We start from the raw sequence: 19935 nt of genomic DNA, 5'->3' as shown, positions 1-19935 counted from the left end.
TTTGCAAAAACCTAGATACCCATGTCCAGCACCCACCTAAACACCGAATTTGAACAAATCCAGGGTCAGCTCAAATCCTTTATCCTCAGGATCACGGCCAGTGTAGCTGATGCCGAAGACATTGTTCAGGATACCTACCTCAAGGCAGCTGAAAAAATTGAGAGCTTACGGGGCGATTCTTCGCTCAAAACCTGGATATTTTCGATCGCTGCCAATCTAGCTAAAGACAATATTAGGGCTAAAAAACGCTGGACGGAAGACGTAACCGATATCTGTAAAACGGCGGCTTTGTCTAACCTTCAGTTCTTTCAGGAAGCCATGCAGATCCGCCACAGCTCCACCCAAGGCACTTTCGAAATCAAGGAACACATTGCTTTTTGTTTTACTTGCATCGCCAAATCACTGCCGCTGGAGCAGCAAATCTGCCTTCTGCTCAAGGAAGTGTACGATTTTAAGGTTGCCGAAATCTTACAAATTGTGGACACCAGCGAGGCCATGGTCAAATATTACCTACATACCGCTAGGACCAAAATGATCAGCATATTTGAAGGGCGTTGTGCCTTGATCAATAAGGAAGGGACTTGCCACCAATGTTCGGAGTTGAACGCCGTGTTTAACCCCCAACAAAAATTTCAGGAAGAGGCGGTCAAAATTGACATGGTCAAGGCTGCGGAAAAAGGGGACAAAGAGCATCTTTTTGACCTCCGTATGCAAATTTTACAAGGCATTGATCCCTTTACCTCCGGTGCTGCTGAGTTACAACTACATCATTTAGAGCACAATCGAAAAGTGATGGAAAGTTTTTTGAAAAAAAATGAAGTTTAGCCTATCGTTTTTATTTGCTCGTTCGTCAGAAACGCAAACAAGCATTTCGCCACCGACCTGAAAAAGGAAGCCGAAAGCATTATGCAAGCCAATTGATTCAAACCCAAAATCCAGATATCATGAAAGACAAAATTGGAACCAAAGCCAACCCGATGTTGCTTAAAACTCCGCCGCTGTCCGGAGAATACACCATGCACGTGGATGAAAAAGACGGCAAAGAAATCCTGGTATGTACCGTGGGGAAAACCGTTTTACACTACGATATCCGCTGCCTGGAAGACTTGCACGCCATGCTCAAAGCCCATGGGGACTGGATGGAACTAGGCAGTGCCGATGAGCAAAAACCAGCGAAAGAGGGTACCGTAGAAGCCTGGGGCCGTGCTGAAAACAACCCGGTAGGAGGGTGGTATGGCTTGAAAAAAGGCTATCGGGGCCGTTTTGGCATGTACGTTCCGCCGTTGATGGAGGCATTGGGGCTGGCGGAAGTGACGCATGACGCGAAGGGGAATAAAATGCGGGCGATTTAGGGCTTAAGCGTCTCCACTAAATCTGCTTGGTAAAACAACAATGACTTGATTGTACAAAAAAATCCTGCTATTTTTGTATAAATAATGCTTATGCCAGACGTACATTTTGCAGGTTTCAAAAGGATAGTAGCGGATCCAGACTTCTGTGACGGGCAACCCCGTATTGAACATACACGTATTACGGTTGTCGCTATTTTATCGTATTTAGCTGGAGGTATGAGCGTAGAAAAAATTGTCGAGGCGTATCCAAAGCTATCAACTACTGATGTTTACGAGAGTATTGCTTTTGCGGCTGCTCATTTTAAGGATCGTTATCTTCCACTGAAGCTTACTCCCGCTGCTGCATGAATTTACTGCTTGATGAAAATCTTCTGCCTTCTTTTCGCGATATTTTGCTGAGTTTGGGATATTCAGCCCGACATGTTTATGATGTTGGGCTGGATCAAACTCCCGATGAAGACATTGTCGCTTTTGCTCGAAAATCAGGAGAAACGATTTTGACGAATGATTTGGATTTTTCCAGAATAATGGCGCTTTCTAAAGAAGAATTCCCGTCCATTATAACTTTTCGCCTTGGCGCCATAAATGAGGCTTTGTTCAGAGAGATCGTAGTGTACAACTTCTCTGATTTGGTCGAAGCCGCCGAACAAGGTCATTTGATGACCATTGATGAAGGAGGTATTCGCGTCCGAAAGTTACCACTTTATAAATAAGCATGAACAACAAACACTACCGCAATTGGATGATACAGGCTCCACTGGGCCTGGTCATCCTCGGGTTTGGCGTCTGCCTGGTGGCAGAATTGGCCATGCTCAAAGCTTCTGGCGCATCGTGGATGCAATGGGGGCCTGCGGGCACTGTATCGCTTTGTGTCTTTAATGCAGGCCTTTGCGTTTTTGGGAATTCTATTCTGGAACGGGTTCGGTATGAGCGAAAAACAGAGCAAAAAAGTAAGTCAGAATATTAATTGTTTTTATCAAATTATTGAAAGCTGCTGCACGCCAAATTTATGACCCTTTGCATCTGATCGGATGTAATTACCTCTAATTCAATTCTTTCCATGAAAATATTTCACTTTCCATGGTCTATTTTTTGTTTACTCTTCTTTATTACGACAGCCAGCTACGCTCAAAAGACCAAGCTCATTGTTAACTATTTTCCTAGTACCAAACAGATAGCTGAACGTTACACCATGCTCAAATCTAATAGAGCTATCAAACATGGCTCGTATATTGCTTATTTCAAAATGAGCAAAAAGGATTACGAACACTTCCAAATGGGCGTGTTAAAATTGGAGGACTTTGTCAAAATCAAAGGCAGTTACCAGTTGGGAAAAAAAGGTGGAGAATGGGAAGAGTTTATTCAACCTCAAGTATTAAAATCCAAAGGGAACTACCATGGTGATAAAAAAATTGGCGTTTGGTTTATCGCACATGAAGAAGCTCAAGTTATAGAGCGCTACGACTTTGACCTTCAGAAAAAGCTCAGTCCCATTTTTCAGATCAAAGTTGTTTATCCCGAAAATGCCCGAAAAGCAGGGCAAATGGGAACGATCAGTATGAGTTTTCAAACATCCTCAGACTGCACGGTCTCCAATATCACCCTCCTTCAGTCTATATCTCCGGCACTCGATAATGCGGCAATGGCATGGATGAAAAAATATGCTATCTATTTAAAGAACTATGGCGTAAAGTGTACTGAAAAAATAGATACACAAGTTATAGTCTTTAATTTAGAGCGATAACTGATCATAGCTTTGTTTGGCAACGCTAGACAGTAGTAGTGTGGTCTGAATTAAACCATCAGCCGAAAATCAAGTCTAAGTGCCATTGCTCATTCCCAACCCAAGCTAGCATGAAGACCCTAAAATTTACCCTACTCTTTTTAATGACCTGTCTGAATTGCGCCGCCCTTTTTGGCCAAAAAGATTCCATTTTTGACCAGGGCGAATACCGCAACTACATTGTACACTTGCCCAAAAGTTACAAACCGAGTATCCGCTACCCACTGGTTTTGAATTTGCACGGCCTTAATTCCAATGCAGCCCAACAACAAGCCTATTCCCAGTTTGATAAAATAGCGGATACCGCAAATTTTATCGTGGTTTATCCCAACGCCATTGGAGGCTCCTGGAGCTTTACGGGGGATAAAGACGTCAATTTTTTGAGTCACTTGGTTGATTCCCTGAAAAAAGACTATTCCATCAACAATAGCTTGTTTGCTACGGGTATGTCGATGGGCGGTTTCATGGCGTACCGACTGGCTTGTGCCATCCCGCTTAAAGCGATAGGTGTAGTTTCGGGCAACATGAGCACGAACTTGCAAAACAATTGCCCCCTGCCTACAGGATTGCCGCTGATCCATTTTCATGGCACCACAGATCCCCTGGTCAATTACAACGGCACTATTGGCATCCCTCCGGTCGAGACAACCATCAAATGGTGGGTAGATCGAAACAAATGCACCAAGACGCCCATCATTACCCCCATTCCCAATAGCAATGCCAATGACGGATCCACGGCGGAGCAATATGTCTACGCAAATGGAGCCAACAAGAGTGAGGTCATTTTTTACAAAATCACCAATGGAGGACATACCTGGCCTGGTGCGCCAACCAATTTACCGTTCGGCAATACCAATCAAGACCTCAATGCAAGTCAGTTGATCTGGGCTTTTTTCAAACGGAATTCCAGCAGTAGCGTTGCAACCGCAGTTGCAGACCCGAAAAAGGTTGAACGCATCAAAGTGTTTCCCAATCCGACTCAGGAACAAATCAATGTGCGGTTTTCAGAACGCGGTTTGGATGTGGCGGCTGAACTTTTTTTGTACAATAGTTATGGCCAAATGGTGTTCAAACAGGGGATTGAAAACCCCAATGCTCCAATCTCCATACAGGTATCAGCCTTCCCCAAAGGCGTGTATTTGCTTTGTGTCAAAACCGAACAGCACCAATTGTACCATCAAAAAATAGTAGTAGGATTGAAATAGCACCTGGTTTTTGAGCTGGCTTGAAAACAGGTGTATTATCTTTAGGCACTAAAAAGTTGCCTAAAATTCACTCCATGCCCCGATTAAGATCAAAAATTGACCAGTTTTTGCGGAGACGTAAATACGAACTGCTGCTCTTTGCACTGCTTCAACATCTTTTTATTGGTGTTTTTTTGCAAAATCTACCCTTGTATACCAAAGTCATTTGGCCGATTAACATGCTGATTCTGGGTATTGCCAGTGTGGGGGTGTTTGTTGAAAAAGGCAAGTGGAAAAATGTTGTGCGCAACTTCTTGTTTATCCTGGTGTTTGGTTTTCCCATTGCGCTGACTTTTGCCTCCGGGGTCCCCAATTTTATGCTTGCTTTGAATGTGACCTATGTGATCTATTTTGCGTTCATATTTTGGGAAATCATCAAGTTTTTAATCCGGCCAAGTTACATCAATGTGGATGTCATTTCCGCTTCCGCCTGTGGTTACTTGCTGCTTATTGAAATGGCGGTTTTTCTATTGCAAATTTTTGTCTATACCAATCCCGACTCCTTCAAAGGGGTAAGTACTAGTGGTACGGCTGCCACCTACATGGACCTGGTCTATTTTTGCAGCATCACCCTAACCAGCATCGGTTTTGGAGACATAACACCCAACACCCATCATACCAAACTGATCACGGCTTTGTTTGGGATCGCCGGGCAGTTTTACCTCGTCGTCTTGATGGGGATTTTAATCAGCAAATTTTCATCCATATCTGACCATAAACGCCAATTATGAAAAAACGCGAAAAACTGGCCATCATCCGCCAATATTACCACGATGCCATCACGACTATTGATGGCGTCAATCGTTTGATCGATTTTGTGGAAGAAACATTAGACTTAGAGCCGGGGCAAGTCATGCTGGCAGATAGCATCTGCAGCGACGATGTCAATAGTATCCAGTACCCCGCCCGTGCCCACGAGTTTTTAGGCCCTTTTAAGATGGGCGGCCTGGATGGGTTCCCTTTCACCGGACTTACCGGAATGGGGGCTTTTGCCAGCCATGTACCTGACGATGGAGCCGTATTTGTGTATTACGGACCACATGTAGGGGTATCCAAAAATGGCGCTTTTGGAGAAATTCACCGCTTTGGACAAAGCAAAAATTCGGGTTGTTGTGGTGCCGCAAAGGGTGCACTGAACAAATTGATCAATGGCCAGGTCACTGCCGGAAATGTAACCGACATAGACTACCAGATGAATACCATTGAGCAGATTTTGCTGAAAGAAAAAGACAGGGTTTTGAGTGCGGCGATCCCGCTGAAAGAAGCTACCGAGGTCATTTATGAGGCGATCGACCGTCGGATTGAAGAATTGGTAGCGGCAACTCAATACAATTGCCGCTACGTTATTTTGATGGGCGCCATTCTGATCAACAGTGACTCGGACATGGGCTCATTCAATTGTGCCCGCAAGTTTGATGTCATCAATCTAAAAACGAATGAACGCCAGAGTTTACTGCATTTGATGAAGCCAAACCCAATCAATTAAAGGGATTGGAATACCGAGGATCTTTGGTGATCGATTCGTCGGTCAAAGTCTTTAGGAAAGCCACCAGTGCTTTCTTTTCAATCGCATTCAGGTTCATTTTCAACGGCTTGCCATCCTTGTCGATGAATTTGGGGTCAAGATCAGGATGAGCCTGAATGCCACTGTTGTAGTGATCTACCACCTGATCCAGGCTGGCAAAACTGCCATCGTGCATGTAAGGCGCGGTCAGGCCCACATTGCGCAAGCTCGGGATACGGAAGGCGCCATTGTTTTTGCCTTTGTCTTTGGCCGAAAGTTCTAGACCAATAACCGCTGTTCCACCAATTTCAGGCGAGCCATAAGGATCATTGGAATGGGGATTATCGGGAGCAGAAAAGTTGCTGCCTGCATGGCATTCGGAGCACTTGGCTTTGGAACTAAAGAAAAGGGCGCGGCCCATTTTTTCCAGTTCGGTGAAATTGCTGAAATTGCTGGCTACTCCTTTATCAAATTTGGAGTTGCTGGAAATGATGGAACAGACAAACTGCGCCATGGCGTCAGCAATGGATGCGCTGGTGATGGCTGATTTGCCGTATGCTTTGGCAAAAAGTTCGGGATAAAAGTCGGTTGCCGCTAATTTTTTCTCCAAAACCTCCATCGATTCCATCCCCATTTCAATGTGGTTGCGCACCGGCTCAAGGGCCAACTGGGTCACGGAATGCACGCGGGAATCCCAAAACAGGTTGTGGTTCAAACCCGAATTGATGATGGCCATTGAGTTCCGTGGGGTGATTTTGCCCCCAAAACCCTTGCTAAATTGGGCATTATCAGAAAAGGCCAACTCCTGCTTGTGGCAGGAAGCACAGGAAATTGAGTTGTTGATGGACAAACGGGTATCGTAAAACAGCACCCGACCCAGGGTGGCGCCATGATTGCTAACCACGGGATTAGCGGGGCCCATGGTGGCAAAGCGAACATTGTTTGGGTCATTGATGAAATTTGGGCTGTTCATCAACCCAAGATTGAGTTGCTCTGCGGGTTTTCCAAAAATATTATTACTGAAATTCAGGAAAGTATTTTTCATGTGCTCAGGCATCTGTAGGGATGCATAATCCATAACCTGATCGGGCAATTTGGGCTCCGCCAGGGAATCCTCAAATTCCATTTTTTCGTAACACGCGGTCAGGCCGATGAGCAGGCCAATCGTGAGTAAGGAGAGTAGTGTAATTTTCTTCATAAGACAGGTGGTTATTCAGCTATAAAAGAATTATTCATTTGAAATAACTTGTCGCTCTCGTTTAGGCGACCAAAAATTGAGGTTGAGGGCCACGGGGGGAATGAACTCAAATTTGGGTCCAAAACCAGCAGTTCCAATTACCAGCGCAGTTTCCAGCGAAAGACTCACTTTAGGGGAAACGAAAAAATCGACACCCCAATGTGGCCCTACGCCTAAAAAAACATCGTTGTTGGGTTTAGAACCCGGGGTATTAAAATCTCCGGAACTGAAAAAGCCATTAAAACCTCGGGTATACCCCCAACGTGGGCTGATCCGCCGGTAACTTTCAAACCCCAATCGGAAATTGAAAAATGCCTGAACTGGATTTATGTCATCAACATCAGAAAGATCAACACCTAGGCTTATTTTAAAGCCCTTCAATTTGTCATTTTTTTGCACGTAACTGCGCCAATTGACATAGTAAGGCCCCACTACCCTGGGGTCAGAACGGTTAAAAGGAATCAACTGCACCAACAGTGGTGTAGTATTGAATCCCATGACCTTGTACCCTCCAGGGGGTAAAAAACGATCTTGCTCATTTTGAGCATTCAACACGTTTGCCATCAATAGGCCAATGAACAGGCTTGCAGTAAGTATCGTCAGGTAGCGCATGGTCAAAAGCGGAAAAACACGTACAAGGAATTCGGTATCGAAGGCAGCATTTCAAACTGCCGGATCTTCTGCTCGGTCGGGGGTACACCAGGATCGGTTTGATCCTTTTCTTTACCCGAACTCGCCATTCCATACAAACTACTTTCGGTACTCAGCATGATTTTGGACGAAAGGTGAAACATCAACCCCATCAAAGGGCCTCCACCAAAACCAATACTATTGCTGCCCAATTCAATCGTTCCGCCATTGGTAGTGAAATCAACATCTTCCTGTTGATATCGCATAATGGCATCAATGCCGTAGTAAAAACTGAATTTTTTAGTCAAAGTCCGCCGCCATTCCAGCCCTGCGCGCAGGTGAAAGTCTCGTTCATAGATCAGGCGTTGGCCGGTATTGGATTCTTCTTCCCGATTGCGAAAACGGGCGTTGAAACCCGTGCGAAAAGTACTTCGGGCGCCAGGAATTTTGAGGCTGAACAAATAAGGATCAGTAGGCAAACCCTGGCCGCCGGAATTAAAAAAACCAGCGAGAGTTTGGGTAATGTTCATGCCCAATTCCAACTTTGGCCAATACAATAGCGTATCCTGAGCAAAGAGTTTTCCCCATACCGTCGTCGTCATCAGCAGTAAAAGCAGCAGTCGCAACATCCTGTGTAGTTGTAGTCTTGTAAAAATACCACATATTAGGATAAACCCAAGAATTTTAACAAGATAAAGTGGGAATAGGAAGTTACTTTAACATAAGACGGGGCTAAAGGAAAATGCGTTGGAATTTTTTTTAAGTACCAGATCATAATTAATGATGTCTATTTGAAGGAGTAAATTTTAAACCAGACAAGGCAAAAAAACCTAGCCATAGCAGGGCTACGGCGAGGCTTTTTAACGAAGTATGGGTTGAAATTTACCATTCAAATAGTATCAATTAATTGTGGGCTGGTACTTAACGTTTGTATTGACTGATGTACTCAGGTACAGGAACCCCGGATTGTGCACCATCTTGTTGAGGGGTACCTACACTGAGTTGTAAAGGCAACAATCCTGCCCACACTGGTGCTTCCATATCTTCTGGATCGTCGCCAACCCCCATGTCGCGTACTTTCGCCGAAACTTCTTCCATTTCGACGGCAATGAACATCGTTTTTTTGAGTTCACTTTTTGAAGGTTGTCGGGCATCGTTCCACCGCCCCGGAATGACGTGTTCGGTAAAACGTTCGGCAGCCATCCACCTTTCCGCCGGATCATCCACCAAACGAGTGGTTCCAAAAGCCACCACCGAGCGATAATTGAGCGAGTGGTGAAAAACAGAACGCGCCAGCACCAATGCATCAACCAAAGTCACCGCAATACAGACTGGGATGCCCTTGGCCATTTGCATAAAAAAATGACTACCTACAGAACCATGCAAATAAATGGTGTTGTCCACTCGGCAATAAGCGGTCGGGATGATAAAGGGTTGCCCTTCCAATACATAGGACACGTGGCAGACCAGCGATTCATCCAGAATTGTATGAATAGTCCCTTCGTCGTTGCGCATCCGCTTGGCGTATCGACTGGGTTCAATGCGAGAAGTCTTCGGTTTCATGTGTTTATTTTTTACAAAACTACAGTGGAATAGGACTAGTAGAAACAGCCAGTTTTGAGAAAAAGAATAGACCAGTTGTAAGGCTGCCTGGCTTAATGTTGTTAATCAACTTGAATCGGTTGAAAAAAGCAACAGAATCCCAATTGAGCGAAAATCCTTGCCCATTGGTCGATACAAAGGGTACTGTATGGCATAAGTAAGCTACTTTTGTCGAAAAGCAAGGTATACTATTTGAATGTGCTTCAAGATTGAGAAGACTATGCAGATTTGGCTATTTATTCCCGCATTCCTTCAACTCAGCTGGGCAGAACAACTGCTCTGGGTGGCTGCGGTGGTATTTACCATCTTGCTGAGTATTTTTTTGATCATGCAGTTTTTTAACGAAGAACATGATCACAGCGAGACCCGCCCTAAAATTACGGGTGCCCGTTTTATCCTGACTTTTTTCACCTTTTGGGCCTGGACAAGTTTGTTGGCCCATATCTGGGAGCCGGGCTTGTTGATTTCTTTAGTGGATGGCTTGCCTTTTGGCATTCTTGCGGCCTTGTTCCCCTACCTGATTTTGCGATTGCGCAAGCCCGTAAAAAAGATCGTTCCATCCAATCGCCCTGAGTTCAATTATCAAGAAGCACTCACAAGCACTGGTGAGGTACTGCAATACATTCCGCCCCACCAGGAAGGACTGGGAAGGGTACACCTCAATTTGCGCAAAGCCCCCTATGCGCTCGATGCTGTTTCGATTGGTGCCGAAATTCGCCCTGGCGATTCCGTGCGGGTGGTGGATATTGTTGATGACCACATCTTGGTGGTGGAGCCCCTGCAGCACATTGGCCCGCAGTCTCCATTTTAATTTCCTGTCAGACTTTATATCTTTGGGTTTATTCAGATCAAAATCATTGCACCATGACCTTGAATGACCTGCTCATGTACCTGGGCAATCATCCCGAATCAGTAGTCCTTTACTTTGCCATTTTGCCAGTGGCAGCTTTGCTTTTGGCTTGGATAGCCGGAGTTGAAGGGCGTGATGCACCTTGGAAGTTCCTGTATTCTGCTATCATTTATTTGAGTGCAGTGCCGGGTATTTTTGCCCTGTCGCTCAATGTGTATATCTTTTTATTCGAACGCACCAGCATTTTGAACATGGATATCTACACCCAGGTTTTGCCCATCGTATCCATGATTTTGACTTTGAGCATCGTGCGGCGGAATGTGGATTTGAGTTACATTCCTGGATTTGATAAATTGTCGGGATTACTCATGCTGATTGCCGCTACGATAGGATTGATGTGGCTGGTAGATCGCACGCGGATCTTTGCCATTATCAGCATGCCTTTTTCAGTGGTGGTATTAATTTTTGCCGGATTGCTGCTGGCACTGAGTTTTGGCTACCGCCAATTCTTTGGAAGAGGTTATTCAAAAACTAGAAATTAAAATCGCTATCGTCTTCTTTGCTCTCTTCCTTGCGCAGGCGCTCGGGACTTACGCGGAAAGTGTACTCTCTATCGACAGTATACCCAAAAGTAGCATGGGGCAAGAGGCGCATCAGAAATTTGCTAACCAGTTTTAATTTACTAGCTTGCATGCCAACCGTATAATCACTGCCATCAGCGAGCTTGAAGTGCAGTGTGCCCTTGCGGAACAGGTGAATACCAAAGGGTGCGCGCTCGGTGATGATGGAATAAACCCACACAATTTGTTGAGGTTGATAGCGGAGATAATTGAGCAAAAGGTGGTTGTCGATGCGTAGATTAGTGGTGGTGTCCACGACCAATTTGCCACCTACCATACTTAAACCCAAACCAATAATGGAAAAAACAATGCTAATTTTAAAGGTCAATACGCATAATCCTGAACCAAAAGCCAGCAATACCAAACTCATGGCGAACTGCATCCGCAGCTCGCGAAGGATGGCATTGCGCAGGTTGCGCATGGCAGGGTGACGGTATAAAGTTTCTCGGTTCAAGCTGATGAAATTAAAAATAAACAACAAATTGTTGCTCGAAAAAGTTTTTTTGCTGTATATTTAACGCAAATTTACCACTCTTTTCGTTCTTTGGAACTGATTTGCAGTAGTTTTTAATATTTTTTTAACATCGGAGCACATGGCAGAACAGCAAGTGAGTTACAACGAGGACAACATTCGCTCTTTAGACTGGAAAGAGCACATTCGGTTACGTCCCGGGATGTACATTGGCAAGTTGGGAGACGGAGCTTCTTCAGATGATGGCATCTATATTTTACTCAAAGAAGTGTTGGACAACTGCATCGACGAATACGTCATGGGACATGGTAAGGAGATCCACATCAAAATAGAGGAAAACTCCGCCGAAATTCGCGACTATGGCCGGGGTATTCCCCTCGGCAAAGTCATCGACTGCGTGTCCAAAATCAATACAGGCGGTAAATACGATTCCAAGGCTTTTAAAAAATCGGTGGGTTTGAACGGGGTAGGTACCAAGGCCGTGAACGCCCTTTCAGATTATTTTTTGGTCAAAGCCGTGCGCGAGGGCCAAATGAAAGTTGCCGAGTTCAAACAAGGCGAGCTACTCAAGGAACATCCGATTGCCAAAACCAATGAACCCAACGGGACCCTGGTTTCTTTCAAACCCGATAATGGAATCTTCCGCAACTACCGTTTTCACCGGGATCACCTCGAAAACCAGTTGTGGAACTACGCTTACCTCAACTCAGGCTTAAAACTCAACTACAACGGGCAGATCATCGTCTCCAAAAATGGCCTTTACGACCTCCTGGAGCGCAAAAGCAAAAACGAAGACCTGCGTTACCCCCTGATTCACCTCAAGGGCGAAGACATGGAAGTGGCCATGAGCCACGGCAACCATTACGGCGAGCAATATTACTCTTTTGTCAATGGCCAAAATACCACCCAGGGCGGTACCCACCTCAATGCCTTCAAGGAAGCGGTGGTAGAAACGGTGAAGAAATTTTACAACGCCAATTACGACCGCACCGATATCCTGGGCTCCATTGTGGCTGCCGTGAGCGTTCGGATTGAAGAACCTGTGTTTGAGTCCCAAACCAAGACCAAACTCGGCTCGGTCAATACAGCTCCCGAAGGCGGACAAAGCATCCGCACCTTCGTCGGCAACTTCATCAAAGAACAACTCGACAATCACCTGCGCAAACACCCCGAAATAGCCGATGCCCTGAAAAAGCGCATCCTGCAATCGGAACGGGAACGCAAGGAAATTGCCGACATCAAAAAACTGGCCAACCAACGCGCCAAAAAGGCCAACCTGCACAACAAAAAGCTGCGCGATTGCCGCCTGCACTTCAGCGACTCGACTAAAAAAGTTGCTGAAGACATGCGCCTGGCCACTACCTTGTTCATCACCGAGGGGGATTCGGCCAGTGGCTCAATCACCAAAGCGCGGGATGTTCAAACCCAGGCCGTGTTTAGCTTGCGGGGCAAACCGCTCAACTGTTATGGTTTGACCAAAAAAACGGTCTACGAAAACGAAGAATTCAACCTGCTCCAACATGCCCTGAGTATCGAAGACGGGATGGATGATCTGCGTTACAACCGCGTGGTCATCGCTACCGATGCCGACGTGGATGGCATGCACATCCGGCTTTTGATGTTGACTTTCTTCTTGCAGTTTTTCCCTGAATTGGTCCGGGGCAACCACTTGTATATCCTCGAGACACCCCTCTTCCGGGTACGCGACAAGCAGCAGCGTTTTTACTGCTACTCTGAAGCGGAAAAACAGGCGGCCATCAAAAAACTGCGGGGCAAACCGGAAATCACCCGTTTTAAGGGTTTGGGTGAAATTTCTCCGGATGAGTTTTCAGCTTTTATTGGTGCTGACATTCGCCTGGAACCGGTCATCATTACCGAGAATACCGACATTGACGACGTGTTGTCCTACTACATGGGCAAAAACACGCCAGAGCGCCAGGATTTTATCATTGGCAACTTGCGGGTGGAGTTGAATGAGATTGAGACTGAGGCGGTGGATGCTCCGGCGCTGGAAACGGCGGATGTGGAGGATTAAAGCCTCATTATTGATAGCCTTCGTGCCTTAACTACTTAGGTGAATCCTTAAGTGCCTTAGGTTTCTTAGGTGGTAAAAAAACACTCTTTCACCACCCAAGAAACCGAAGGCACTTAAGGAGTCACCTAAGAAAGTGTGCGCCTGTAGCGCGCCAATGAAACCCTATAGTATGGCCAAGATTTTATACTACCTACCCGAGATTACCTATTTCATCACCGCTTGGCTACTATTGGACTTATTCGGCAGTGGCCTCTTTCGTTTGTTGGTGCGCCCCCGTGCCAAACAGCATTGGGAAGCTGCACAATCCTCAATTGATGCTCCAACAATTCAAGAAGAGCAATCCCCTCAATCCTGGCTGAACTACCTCGCTCAAAGCAATCCAACGACCCAAGCGGAGCCCAGCACTCGGGTACGCCTGCGCATGAAAGGAATTGTGCGAAGCAGTTCCAAAAGCAAATGGCATCCCGCTGAAATCAAGGTTTTTTTTACCTTACGACCTTTGACCATGGTTTGGTATGCCGACATCACCAGAGCCTTTATGGTGTCGGTCAAAGCCACCGAGCAATACGGCGAATCCCAGGCCTTCAGTACCCGTTGGTTGTTGTCTACTTTTCCATATCGGTGGAAAAAAGCAGCGCTGCCTTTGGAATTGGCTCATCGCAATGCTTTTTACAGTCTCGCCGCCGCCGTTTGGCAACCCCATGGGTGGTTGTTTTACCAGCTCAATTGGAGTGAAACAAAGGTTGATGGCCTGGCATTTACCTGTACTATTGATGGCCAGCTCTTTTTTTTTAAAGCCAAAATCAATGATCAACAAGAATTGGAAGAACTGAGCCTGTGGAGCGAAAACTGGCAGGAATGGCAGGCTGCACTTCGCTGGAGCGACTACCGACTTTTTCAGGAACAAAAAATGCCCTTTCAGGTGGAAGTTTTGCGGAAAGATAAGGCTGGAGAGGTGTTTGTTCAGGCCGATTTGCAAGTGACGGATGTGGTGCAAAAAGGGAAATACGCTTGGTGGTAGGTTATTGGAATAAATAGGCATTTCAACTTACTAACTGACATTACGCAGGTTTAAACCGCAGAGTGCACGCAGAGTTTCACAGAGTTCCTTTTAGTTTTAAGGAGTTTGCCACCTGCGGTGGCGAGCGTTCGGGCACTACTGAACTTTGATTTTTTCGTACCAACTGCTGTTCGGTGCGGCCTCTGAGTACTCTTTGCCATCGCAGATGGCCTAACTTAAAAACTCTGCGGGTACTCTGCGAAACTCTGCGGTTTAAAAAACTGAAGTTAAATAGATTAAAGCTTGACATTTTAGTTGCTCCTTTCAGAATCAAACTTGCGTAATGTGAGTTATTTTTCAAGCTAAGCATTAGAGGCCAAAAAATAGTCCATATGAATGGAGGTGTCCAACTTTTGCGGTATTTTACCTCAGATCATCTTTCAAATCACCAAAATCATGCGGCGAATCCTCCCTTTGCTTTTTCTCCTCTCTTGTTGTGTGGGTACAGCTCTGTTGGCACAATCCCCCCAAATCCTCAAGACTGAAATCCTGATCGCAGGAGGAGGCGCTTCCGGTACGGCCGCAGCACTACAAGCCGCACGTATGGGCCGCAAAGTCATCTTGGTGGAAGAAACACCCTGGCTGGGTGGTATGCTCACCGCTTCAGGGGTAAGCGCCATTGATGGCAACCACAAAATGCCCTCGGGCATCTGGGGGGAATTCCGCAGCAAATTGGAACAACATTACGGTGGCCCCAAAGCCCTGGCCACCGGCTGGGTAAGTGAAACCCAATACGAACCCGCCGTTGGCAATCAAATTTTCAAGCAACTACTCGACCCCTATCCGAACTTGAGCCGCATGCATGGCTATTTCCCTGTCCAGGTACTGAAATCGGGCAATGCTGTAAGTGGAGCGGTCTTCGAAAATGCCGCAGGGGAAAAACTGGAGATCCACGCCAAAATCACCATTGATGCCACCGAATTGGGCGATGTGCTCGCCACGGCGGGTTGCGAACATTACATCGGGCAAGACCCGCGCAGTTTGACCGGAGAAGAACTTGCCCCCCTGGAGCGACAGACCAACAACATTCAAGACCTCACCTACGTAGCCATTTTGAAGGATTACGGCGCTGGAAAAGCCCCCCTGTTGCCGAAACCACTAAACTACGACTTGTACGATTTTGAATGCACCTGCAAAGAGGTTTGCCCCGACCCGGCCAATGCCCGCCATGCTTGTGCCGCCTTGATCACTTATGGCAAACTGCCCAACAACAAGTACATGATCAACTGGCCGCTCAAAGGCAACGATACCTACCTGAATTTGATTGGACTAAGCCACTCGGAACAGCAAAAGGCATTACAAACCGCCAAAACAAAGACTTTGGCCTATGTCTGGTTTTTGCAAAACAAAGCAGGCTTTAATCACCTGGGGTTGTACAACGAGTTTGGCACGGTGGACAGTCTGCCCTTTATCCCGTACCACCGCGAAGCCCGCCGGGTCAAAGGGCTACAGTTTTTTACCATGAATGACCTATTGGATCCTTATGCCCCCGGAGGCAAGGCTTTTTACAAAATTGGCATCGCCGTGGGCAATTACCCCATCGATCACCACCATGAAGAAAACCCGGCAGTGAGTAACGAAAAAAACTACTACCAAATCCCACCTTTCACCGTTCCTTATGCCTGCTTGATCCCGGAGCAGGTGGATGGACTGATTGTGGCTGAAAAAAGCATCAGCGTGTCACACATGGTCAATGGTTGTACCCGCCTGCAACCCGTCGTGCTGGGCATCGGGCAAGCAGCTGGTGCAGCGGCAGCCATGGTGGTGAAAAAAGGCGTTCAGGCGCGGGAGCTGAAGGTGCCAGTCTTGCAGGAAACATTACTCGCTGCGGGTGCCTATGTGTTTCCCTTGACCGATATAAGGCCTCAAGACCCCGATTTTCGGGCCATCCAAAGGGCCTGTGTACGCGGCTGGATCAGAGCGGAGCCGAAAGCAGTGGATTGGGCCAATGAGATGTTTTTTTACCCGGATAAATTGGTTGAGCAGTCGGATTTGCAACTGTTATTGGATCAGCTTCAACCTGGTCGGAAGGTGATAGAACAGGGTGCTTTGAGTGGAGCGATGGTAGTGAAATATTTGCAGGAATTGGGTTTCAAGGTGAAAAAAACGGAACTGGCGCAGGTAGGGGTTACGAGAAGGCAGTTGGCGGTTTGGTTGGATCGGGAATTGGGGAAAAAGTAGCTGGGCAAAATCGATAGGCATTAAAAAGGCACAATGTGTTGTTAGTCAATATTTTGTTGATTTACAGGTTTGGAACTGTGAATTCATTAATCCATTTTGTAGCCCATAAAACCTTTCCCTGAACATTGTGCTTCCTGGTTGAGTTGAATGTAAAAACCGAGAAGCATGAAAAAGAATTGTTTAATCGCGCTAATATGGTTCATCGGGCTCAGCACACTTAATGCCCAATGGACGCCTGATGTCGCTACCTTGAACTACAAAACAGGACTTAACGAGGACAGCACCAGCACCCGTGCACTATATGCCATTCGCATCATTCCAAACGAGACTTACCACAACGAATTCCTGATTTTTGTACCTGAACGCCTGGACCGCCAGTACCTTCGCAAGGAGTTTTTTAACCTCTCAACCCTACAGAAGGTCAAACCCCATATCGAACGGGTCAACAGCAATGTGTACCGGATTTCCAAATTGAACCTACCAGTCGGGGAGTATTTTGTACACTTTAGGTACAAGGGTGATATTGCAGTGCATCGCTTCAGGATAGTGATGTAAGTTGTTTCCTTGTTCATCAACGTACCGATTTCCCCCGCTCTTACGTTATGATGCTACTGAATCTAGCCATCCATGCGTTATACCATCATTTTATTCTTCGGATTGTATTGCTTGCTACAGGGGACATTAGCCTTTGGCCAAAACTACACTACCCGTACCACCCTTGCCCCCAAACTCCAAAAACAATTCGAAAAAGTCCGCACTCAGGCCGAAGCCAAAAACTTCACAGATGCCCAGAGCGGACTCGAGAAAATCCTCCAGGAAGACCCTACTTTCATCGATGGCATCATCCTGCTGGCCAATATCCACTACGACGAGCAAAACTACCCTAAAGCCATTCAACGCTACCAGGAAGCGCTACAATTGGGCCCAGATTACCAAACCCGTTTGTACTACCAACTGGCTTTGGCCCAAATGCGATCCGATGATTTTACGGGCTCTTTGAGTACCTGGGATCAATTTTTGCAACGCGAAAAAAAGAACACCGAGCTGATCAAACGCGCCCAACGCAACCGCGCCGACGCCGTTTTTGCCGCCGAGGCCATCAAAAAACCAGTACTCTTCAACCCTGAAAAACTCCCTTCCAGCATCAATAACCCTGAGCAAGCCGAATTCCTGCCTGCGGTTAGTGCGGATGGGCAAACGATGGTCTTCAGTCGCCTGGTACAAGGGCAGGAGGATTTTTTTGTGAGCAAAATGGAAAATGGGGTTTGGCAAAACGCCGAACCGCTAATAGCCCTCAACACCCCCTTCAACGAAGCTGGACACTGCTTGTCGGCAGATGGCAAAACCTTGTATTTTACAGGCTGTAATTTGGCCAAAAGCCTGGGCGGTTGCGACCTCTACGTGTCATACTTTCAAGACAGTTCCTGGACCGCTCCCGCTAACCTGGGTGCCCCCATCAACTCCGGTGCCTGGGAATCCCTGCCTTCCATTTCAGCCAGCGGCAAGGTCATGATTTTTGCCTCTGACCGTGCAGGCGGAGTAGGTGGACGTGACCTGTGGCTGAGCCGACAATTGCCCGACGGCAAGTGGAGCAATCCCCGCAACTTGGGGCCTAAAGTCAACTCTCTGGGGGATGAACAAGCGCCTTTTCTGCACCCCGATGGTGCCACCCTCTACTTTATGTCCAACGGCCATCCTGGTATGGGAGGCTTCGATTTATACCTGAGTCGCCTGGACAGTGCAGGCAACTGGGGCACACCCCAAAACCTGGGCTATCCCATCAACACCCGCGCCAATGAGGGGGCTTTATCTGTAAGTTTGGACGGCAGCCGCGCCTGGTTTTCGACCGATGTGGAGGACACCCACAACGCCGAAGGCCTCAAACAAGGGCGCTCAGATATCTACACTTTCACGATGCTGGAAATCAATCGTCCCAAGGTGGTCACCTTTGCTCGCGGCAAGGTGTTTGACCTGGCCACTCAAGCGCCCCTGGCCGCCGAGGTAGAAGTACAGGAATTGGCTACTAAACGGGTTTTTTACAAAGCAAAAGCCGCCACAGATGGCAGCTTTATGGTTTGTTTGCCCCTTGGACAAAACTACGCCCTCAATGCCAACCACCCTGGTTATACCTTTTATTCTGCCAATTTTGAACTGGCCGAAGTGCGCAATGCCGCACAAGCATATGAGTTGAGTGCAGGGTTGCAAGCCTTGCCCGCTGAAGGGGTAAGCACGGTCCCCGCAGATAAAACTCCGGTAATCTTGCGCAATGTGTTTTTTGCAACAGGTTCAGCGGTTTTGAGCCCTGAATCAGCCCCTGAATTGGATCGCCTGGCGGAGCTTTTGCAACAAAATCCTGCCTTGAAGATCCAAATCAATGGCCATACGGACAATGTCGGTTCCGATGCCGATAACTTGAAATTGTCGGAGCAGCGCGCCAAAGCGGTGTATACTTACCTGGTTGGCAAAGGGATTGTCGCAACGCGTTTGAGTTTCAAAGGTTTTGGCGAAACCCAGCCGATTGCGGATAATGCGACGGAAGCGGGACGGCGGGAGAATCGGCGGACGGAGTTTGTGCTGCAATAAATGATGCTCAAAACCCCAACCCAGCCCCATGTTTTTTCAACCACTTCTCCTGCAGCACATAGTTGGGCATGGCCTTTTCCACCAAGGCCCAAAAACGATCCGAGTGGTTCATTTCTACCAAATGGGCTAGCTCGTGGATGATCACGTAATCAATCACTTCAGCGGGGGCAAAAAGCAGGCGGGTAGAAAAATTGAGGTTGCCCGTATTGGAGCAACTGCCCCAGCGCGAACTCGTGTTTTTGAAACGAATGTCTTTGATCGGTTTGGCAAAATGCAGCTGGTTGAGTTCCAATACGCGACGAGAAAATTCTGGCAAAAAATCCTGACCAATCAGTCGGCTGAGTAAGGTTCCAGCAGCTTTGTGCTGTTCCTCTGTGGAGACGGAACGCACCAAATTCAATTGAATATAGCGATTGGGGTGCAACTTGGCGGTATGGGAAGCCCGGTCTTCGAGATTGATGCCGATGGTATACTGGCGACTGCCCACCTGCACGACATCACCATCCTTGTATTGTTTGCTCAAAAAACGCTGAAAAAAATCGGGCTTATCCCGGTGGAGCGTTTTGGCCCAACTTTCAAACCATTCCCAGGCACTTTTTTCTCCTTTTTTGTCCAGGCGTTTGGGCAAACGTAAGATGAAACCTTCCTTCCCAGTAGCTGCACGGAAGGAACTCCGGCGTTCGTGGATGACTTTGACCGGGATGTGTTGACCGCCTAGTTCAATGGAGGAGGAGAGCACGGTGATTTTTTTCGTGGGAATAATTGTATTTCAGATCGACCAT

At 47.0% G+C, this 19935-nt stretch carries 22 protein-coding genes; 16 read left to right on the top strand and 6 right to left on the bottom strand.

Annotation, left to right across the window (positions count from 1 at the left end):
* The first annotated feature begins 21 nt into the window (after positions 1-21).
* The 9 genes from ACO08K_RS11960 (at position 22) to ACO08K_RS11920 (ending at position 5865) form a co-directional block, all read left to right on the top strand.
* Complete coding sequence (locus ACO08K_RS11960; RefSeq protein WP_421796630.1) at positions 22-825, top strand: RNA polymerase sigma factor; 804 nt, start codon at positions 22-24, stop codon at positions 823-825.
* Positions 826-944: 119 nt separating this feature from the next.
* A complete protein-coding gene (locus ACO08K_RS11955; RefSeq protein ID WP_421796629.1) occupies positions 945-1352 on the top strand; it encodes a DUF6855 family protein in 408 nt (135 codons plus the stop codon).
* A gap of 90 nt (positions 1353-1442) precedes the next feature.
* The gene (locus ACO08K_RS11950; RefSeq protein ID WP_320031757.1) at positions 1443-1700 is read left to right on the top strand and encodes a DUF433 domain-containing protein; all 258 of its coding nucleotides are present in this window, start codon (positions 1443-1445) and stop codon (positions 1698-1700) included.
* Positions 1697-2065: a DUF5615 family PIN-like protein gene (locus tag ACO08K_RS11945; protein WP_421796628.1), complete on the top strand. Its 369-nt coding sequence runs from the start codon at positions 1697-1699 to the stop codon at positions 2063-2065. Before ACO08K_RS11950 ends, ACO08K_RS11945 begins: the two co-directional genes overlap by 4 nt.
* A 2-nt stretch (positions 2066-2067) precedes the next feature.
* Positions 2068-2319, top strand: a complete 252-nt coding sequence (locus ACO08K_RS11940; RefSeq protein WP_421796627.1) for a hypothetical protein — start codon at positions 2068-2070, stop codon at positions 2317-2319.
* 93 nt (positions 2320-2412) lie between these two features.
* Positions 2413-3096 carry an energy transducer TonB gene (locus ACO08K_RS11935; RefSeq protein ID WP_421796626.1) on the top strand — a complete coding sequence of 228 codons (684 nt, stop codon included), beginning with the start codon at positions 2413-2415 and terminating at the stop codon, positions 3094-3096.
* Positions 3097-3206: 110 nt separating this feature from the next.
* Positions 3207-4340 (top strand): T9SS type A sorting domain-containing protein, encoded by a 1134-nt coding sequence (locus tag ACO08K_RS11930; RefSeq protein WP_421796625.1) that lies wholly within the window; start codon positions 3207-3209, stop codon positions 4338-4340.
* A 74-nt stretch (positions 4341-4414) separates the two neighbouring features.
* A complete protein-coding gene (locus tag ACO08K_RS11925) occupies positions 4415-5110 on the top strand; it encodes an ion channel (protein ID WP_421796624.1) in 696 nt (231 codons plus the stop codon).
* The gene (locus ACO08K_RS11920) at positions 5107-5865 is read left to right on the top strand and encodes a hypothetical protein (protein WP_421796623.1); all 759 of its coding nucleotides are present in this window, start codon (positions 5107-5109) and stop codon (positions 5863-5865) included. The genes ACO08K_RS11925 and ACO08K_RS11920 overlap by 4 nt, the downstream gene beginning before the upstream one ends.
* Here the strand turns inward: ACO08K_RS11920 and ACO08K_RS11915 are convergent.
* The 4 genes from ACO08K_RS11915 to ACO08K_RS11900 all read right to left on the bottom strand — a co-directional run bounded on the left by ACO08K_RS11915 (position 5858) and on the right by ACO08K_RS11900 (position 9313).
* A complete protein-coding gene (locus tag ACO08K_RS11915; RefSeq protein ID WP_421796622.1) occupies positions 5858-7081 on the bottom strand; it encodes a cytochrome-c peroxidase in 1224 nt (407 codons plus the stop codon). The genes ACO08K_RS11920 and ACO08K_RS11915 overlap by 8 nt on opposite strands.
* Positions 7082-7111: 30 nt before the next feature.
* Entirely contained in the window at positions 7112-7732 is a 621-nt protein-coding gene (locus ACO08K_RS11910) for a hypothetical protein (protein WP_421796621.1), read from the bottom strand.
* Between the two features lie 2 nt (positions 7733-7734).
* Positions 7735-8379 (bottom strand): hypothetical protein, encoded by a 645-nt coding sequence (locus ACO08K_RS11905; RefSeq protein ID WP_421796620.1) that lies wholly within the window; start codon positions 8377-8379, stop codon positions 7735-7737.
* Positions 8380-8671: 292 nt separating this feature from the next.
* A complete protein-coding gene (locus ACO08K_RS11900) occupies positions 8672-9313 on the bottom strand; it encodes a pyridoxamine 5'-phosphate oxidase family protein (protein WP_421796619.1) in 642 nt (213 codons plus the stop codon).
* Positions 9314-9572: 259 nt separating this feature from the next.
* Here ACO08K_RS11900 and ACO08K_RS11895 point away from each other — a divergent pair, with 259 nt between their 5' ends.
* Positions 9573-10163 carry a hypothetical protein gene (locus ACO08K_RS11895; protein WP_421796618.1) on the top strand — a complete coding sequence of 197 codons (591 nt, stop codon included), beginning with the start codon at positions 9573-9575 and terminating at the stop codon, positions 10161-10163.
* A gap of 53 nt (positions 10164-10216) precedes the next feature.
* A complete protein-coding gene (locus ACO08K_RS11890; RefSeq protein WP_421796617.1) occupies positions 10217-10744 on the top strand; it encodes a hypothetical protein in 528 nt (175 codons plus the stop codon).
* Here ACO08K_RS11890 and ACO08K_RS11885 read toward each other — a convergent pair.
* A complete protein-coding gene (locus ACO08K_RS11885; RefSeq protein WP_421796616.1) occupies positions 10734-11276 on the bottom strand; it encodes a hypothetical protein in 543 nt (180 codons plus the stop codon). The genes ACO08K_RS11890 and ACO08K_RS11885 overlap by 11 nt on opposite strands.
* A gap of 139 nt (positions 11277-11415) precedes the next feature.
* Between ACO08K_RS11885 and ACO08K_RS11880 the strand changes: the two genes are divergently transcribed.
* From ACO08K_RS11880 to ACO08K_RS11860, 5 genes are all read left to right on the top strand, one after another.
* A complete protein-coding gene (locus ACO08K_RS11880; protein WP_421796615.1) occupies positions 11416-13329 on the top strand; it encodes a DNA topoisomerase IV subunit B in 1914 nt (637 codons plus the stop codon).
* Positions 13330-13498: 169 nt separating this feature from the next.
* The gene (locus ACO08K_RS11875; RefSeq protein ID WP_421796613.1) at positions 13499-14350 is read left to right on the top strand and encodes a DUF6920 family protein; all 852 of its coding nucleotides are present in this window, start codon (positions 13499-13501) and stop codon (positions 14348-14350) included.
* 435 nt (positions 14351-14785) lie between these two features.
* Positions 14786-16570, top strand: coding sequence for an FAD-dependent oxidoreductase (locus tag ACO08K_RS11870; RefSeq protein WP_421796612.1), 1785 nt, complete (start codon positions 14786-14788; stop codon positions 16568-16570).
* Between the two features lie 165 nt (positions 16571-16735).
* Positions 16736-17125 carry a hypothetical protein gene (locus tag ACO08K_RS11865; RefSeq protein WP_421796611.1) on the top strand — a complete coding sequence of 130 codons (390 nt, stop codon included), beginning with the start codon at positions 16736-16738 and terminating at the stop codon, positions 17123-17125.
* Positions 17126-17197: 72 nt separating this feature from the next.
* The gene (locus ACO08K_RS11860; protein WP_421796610.1) at positions 17198-19153 is read left to right on the top strand and encodes an OmpA family protein; all 1956 of its coding nucleotides are present in this window, start codon (positions 17198-17200) and stop codon (positions 19151-19153) included.
* A 7-nt stretch (positions 19154-19160) separates the two neighbouring features.
* Here the strand turns inward: ACO08K_RS11860 and ACO08K_RS11855 are convergent, their stop codons facing one another.
* Complete coding sequence (locus tag ACO08K_RS11855; protein ID WP_421796609.1) at positions 19161-19892, bottom strand: M48 family metallopeptidase; 732 nt, start codon at positions 19890-19892, stop codon at positions 19161-19163.
* Positions 19893-19935: the final 43 nt, after the last annotated feature.

Source organism: Haliscomenobacter sp. (assembly GCF_965225875.1).
In the GTDB taxonomy this organism is placed as follows: Bacteria; Bacteroidota; Bacteroidia; order Chitinophagales; family Saprospiraceae; genus Haliscomenobacter.
This window is presented reverse-complemented; position numbering and strand designations above follow the sequence as displayed.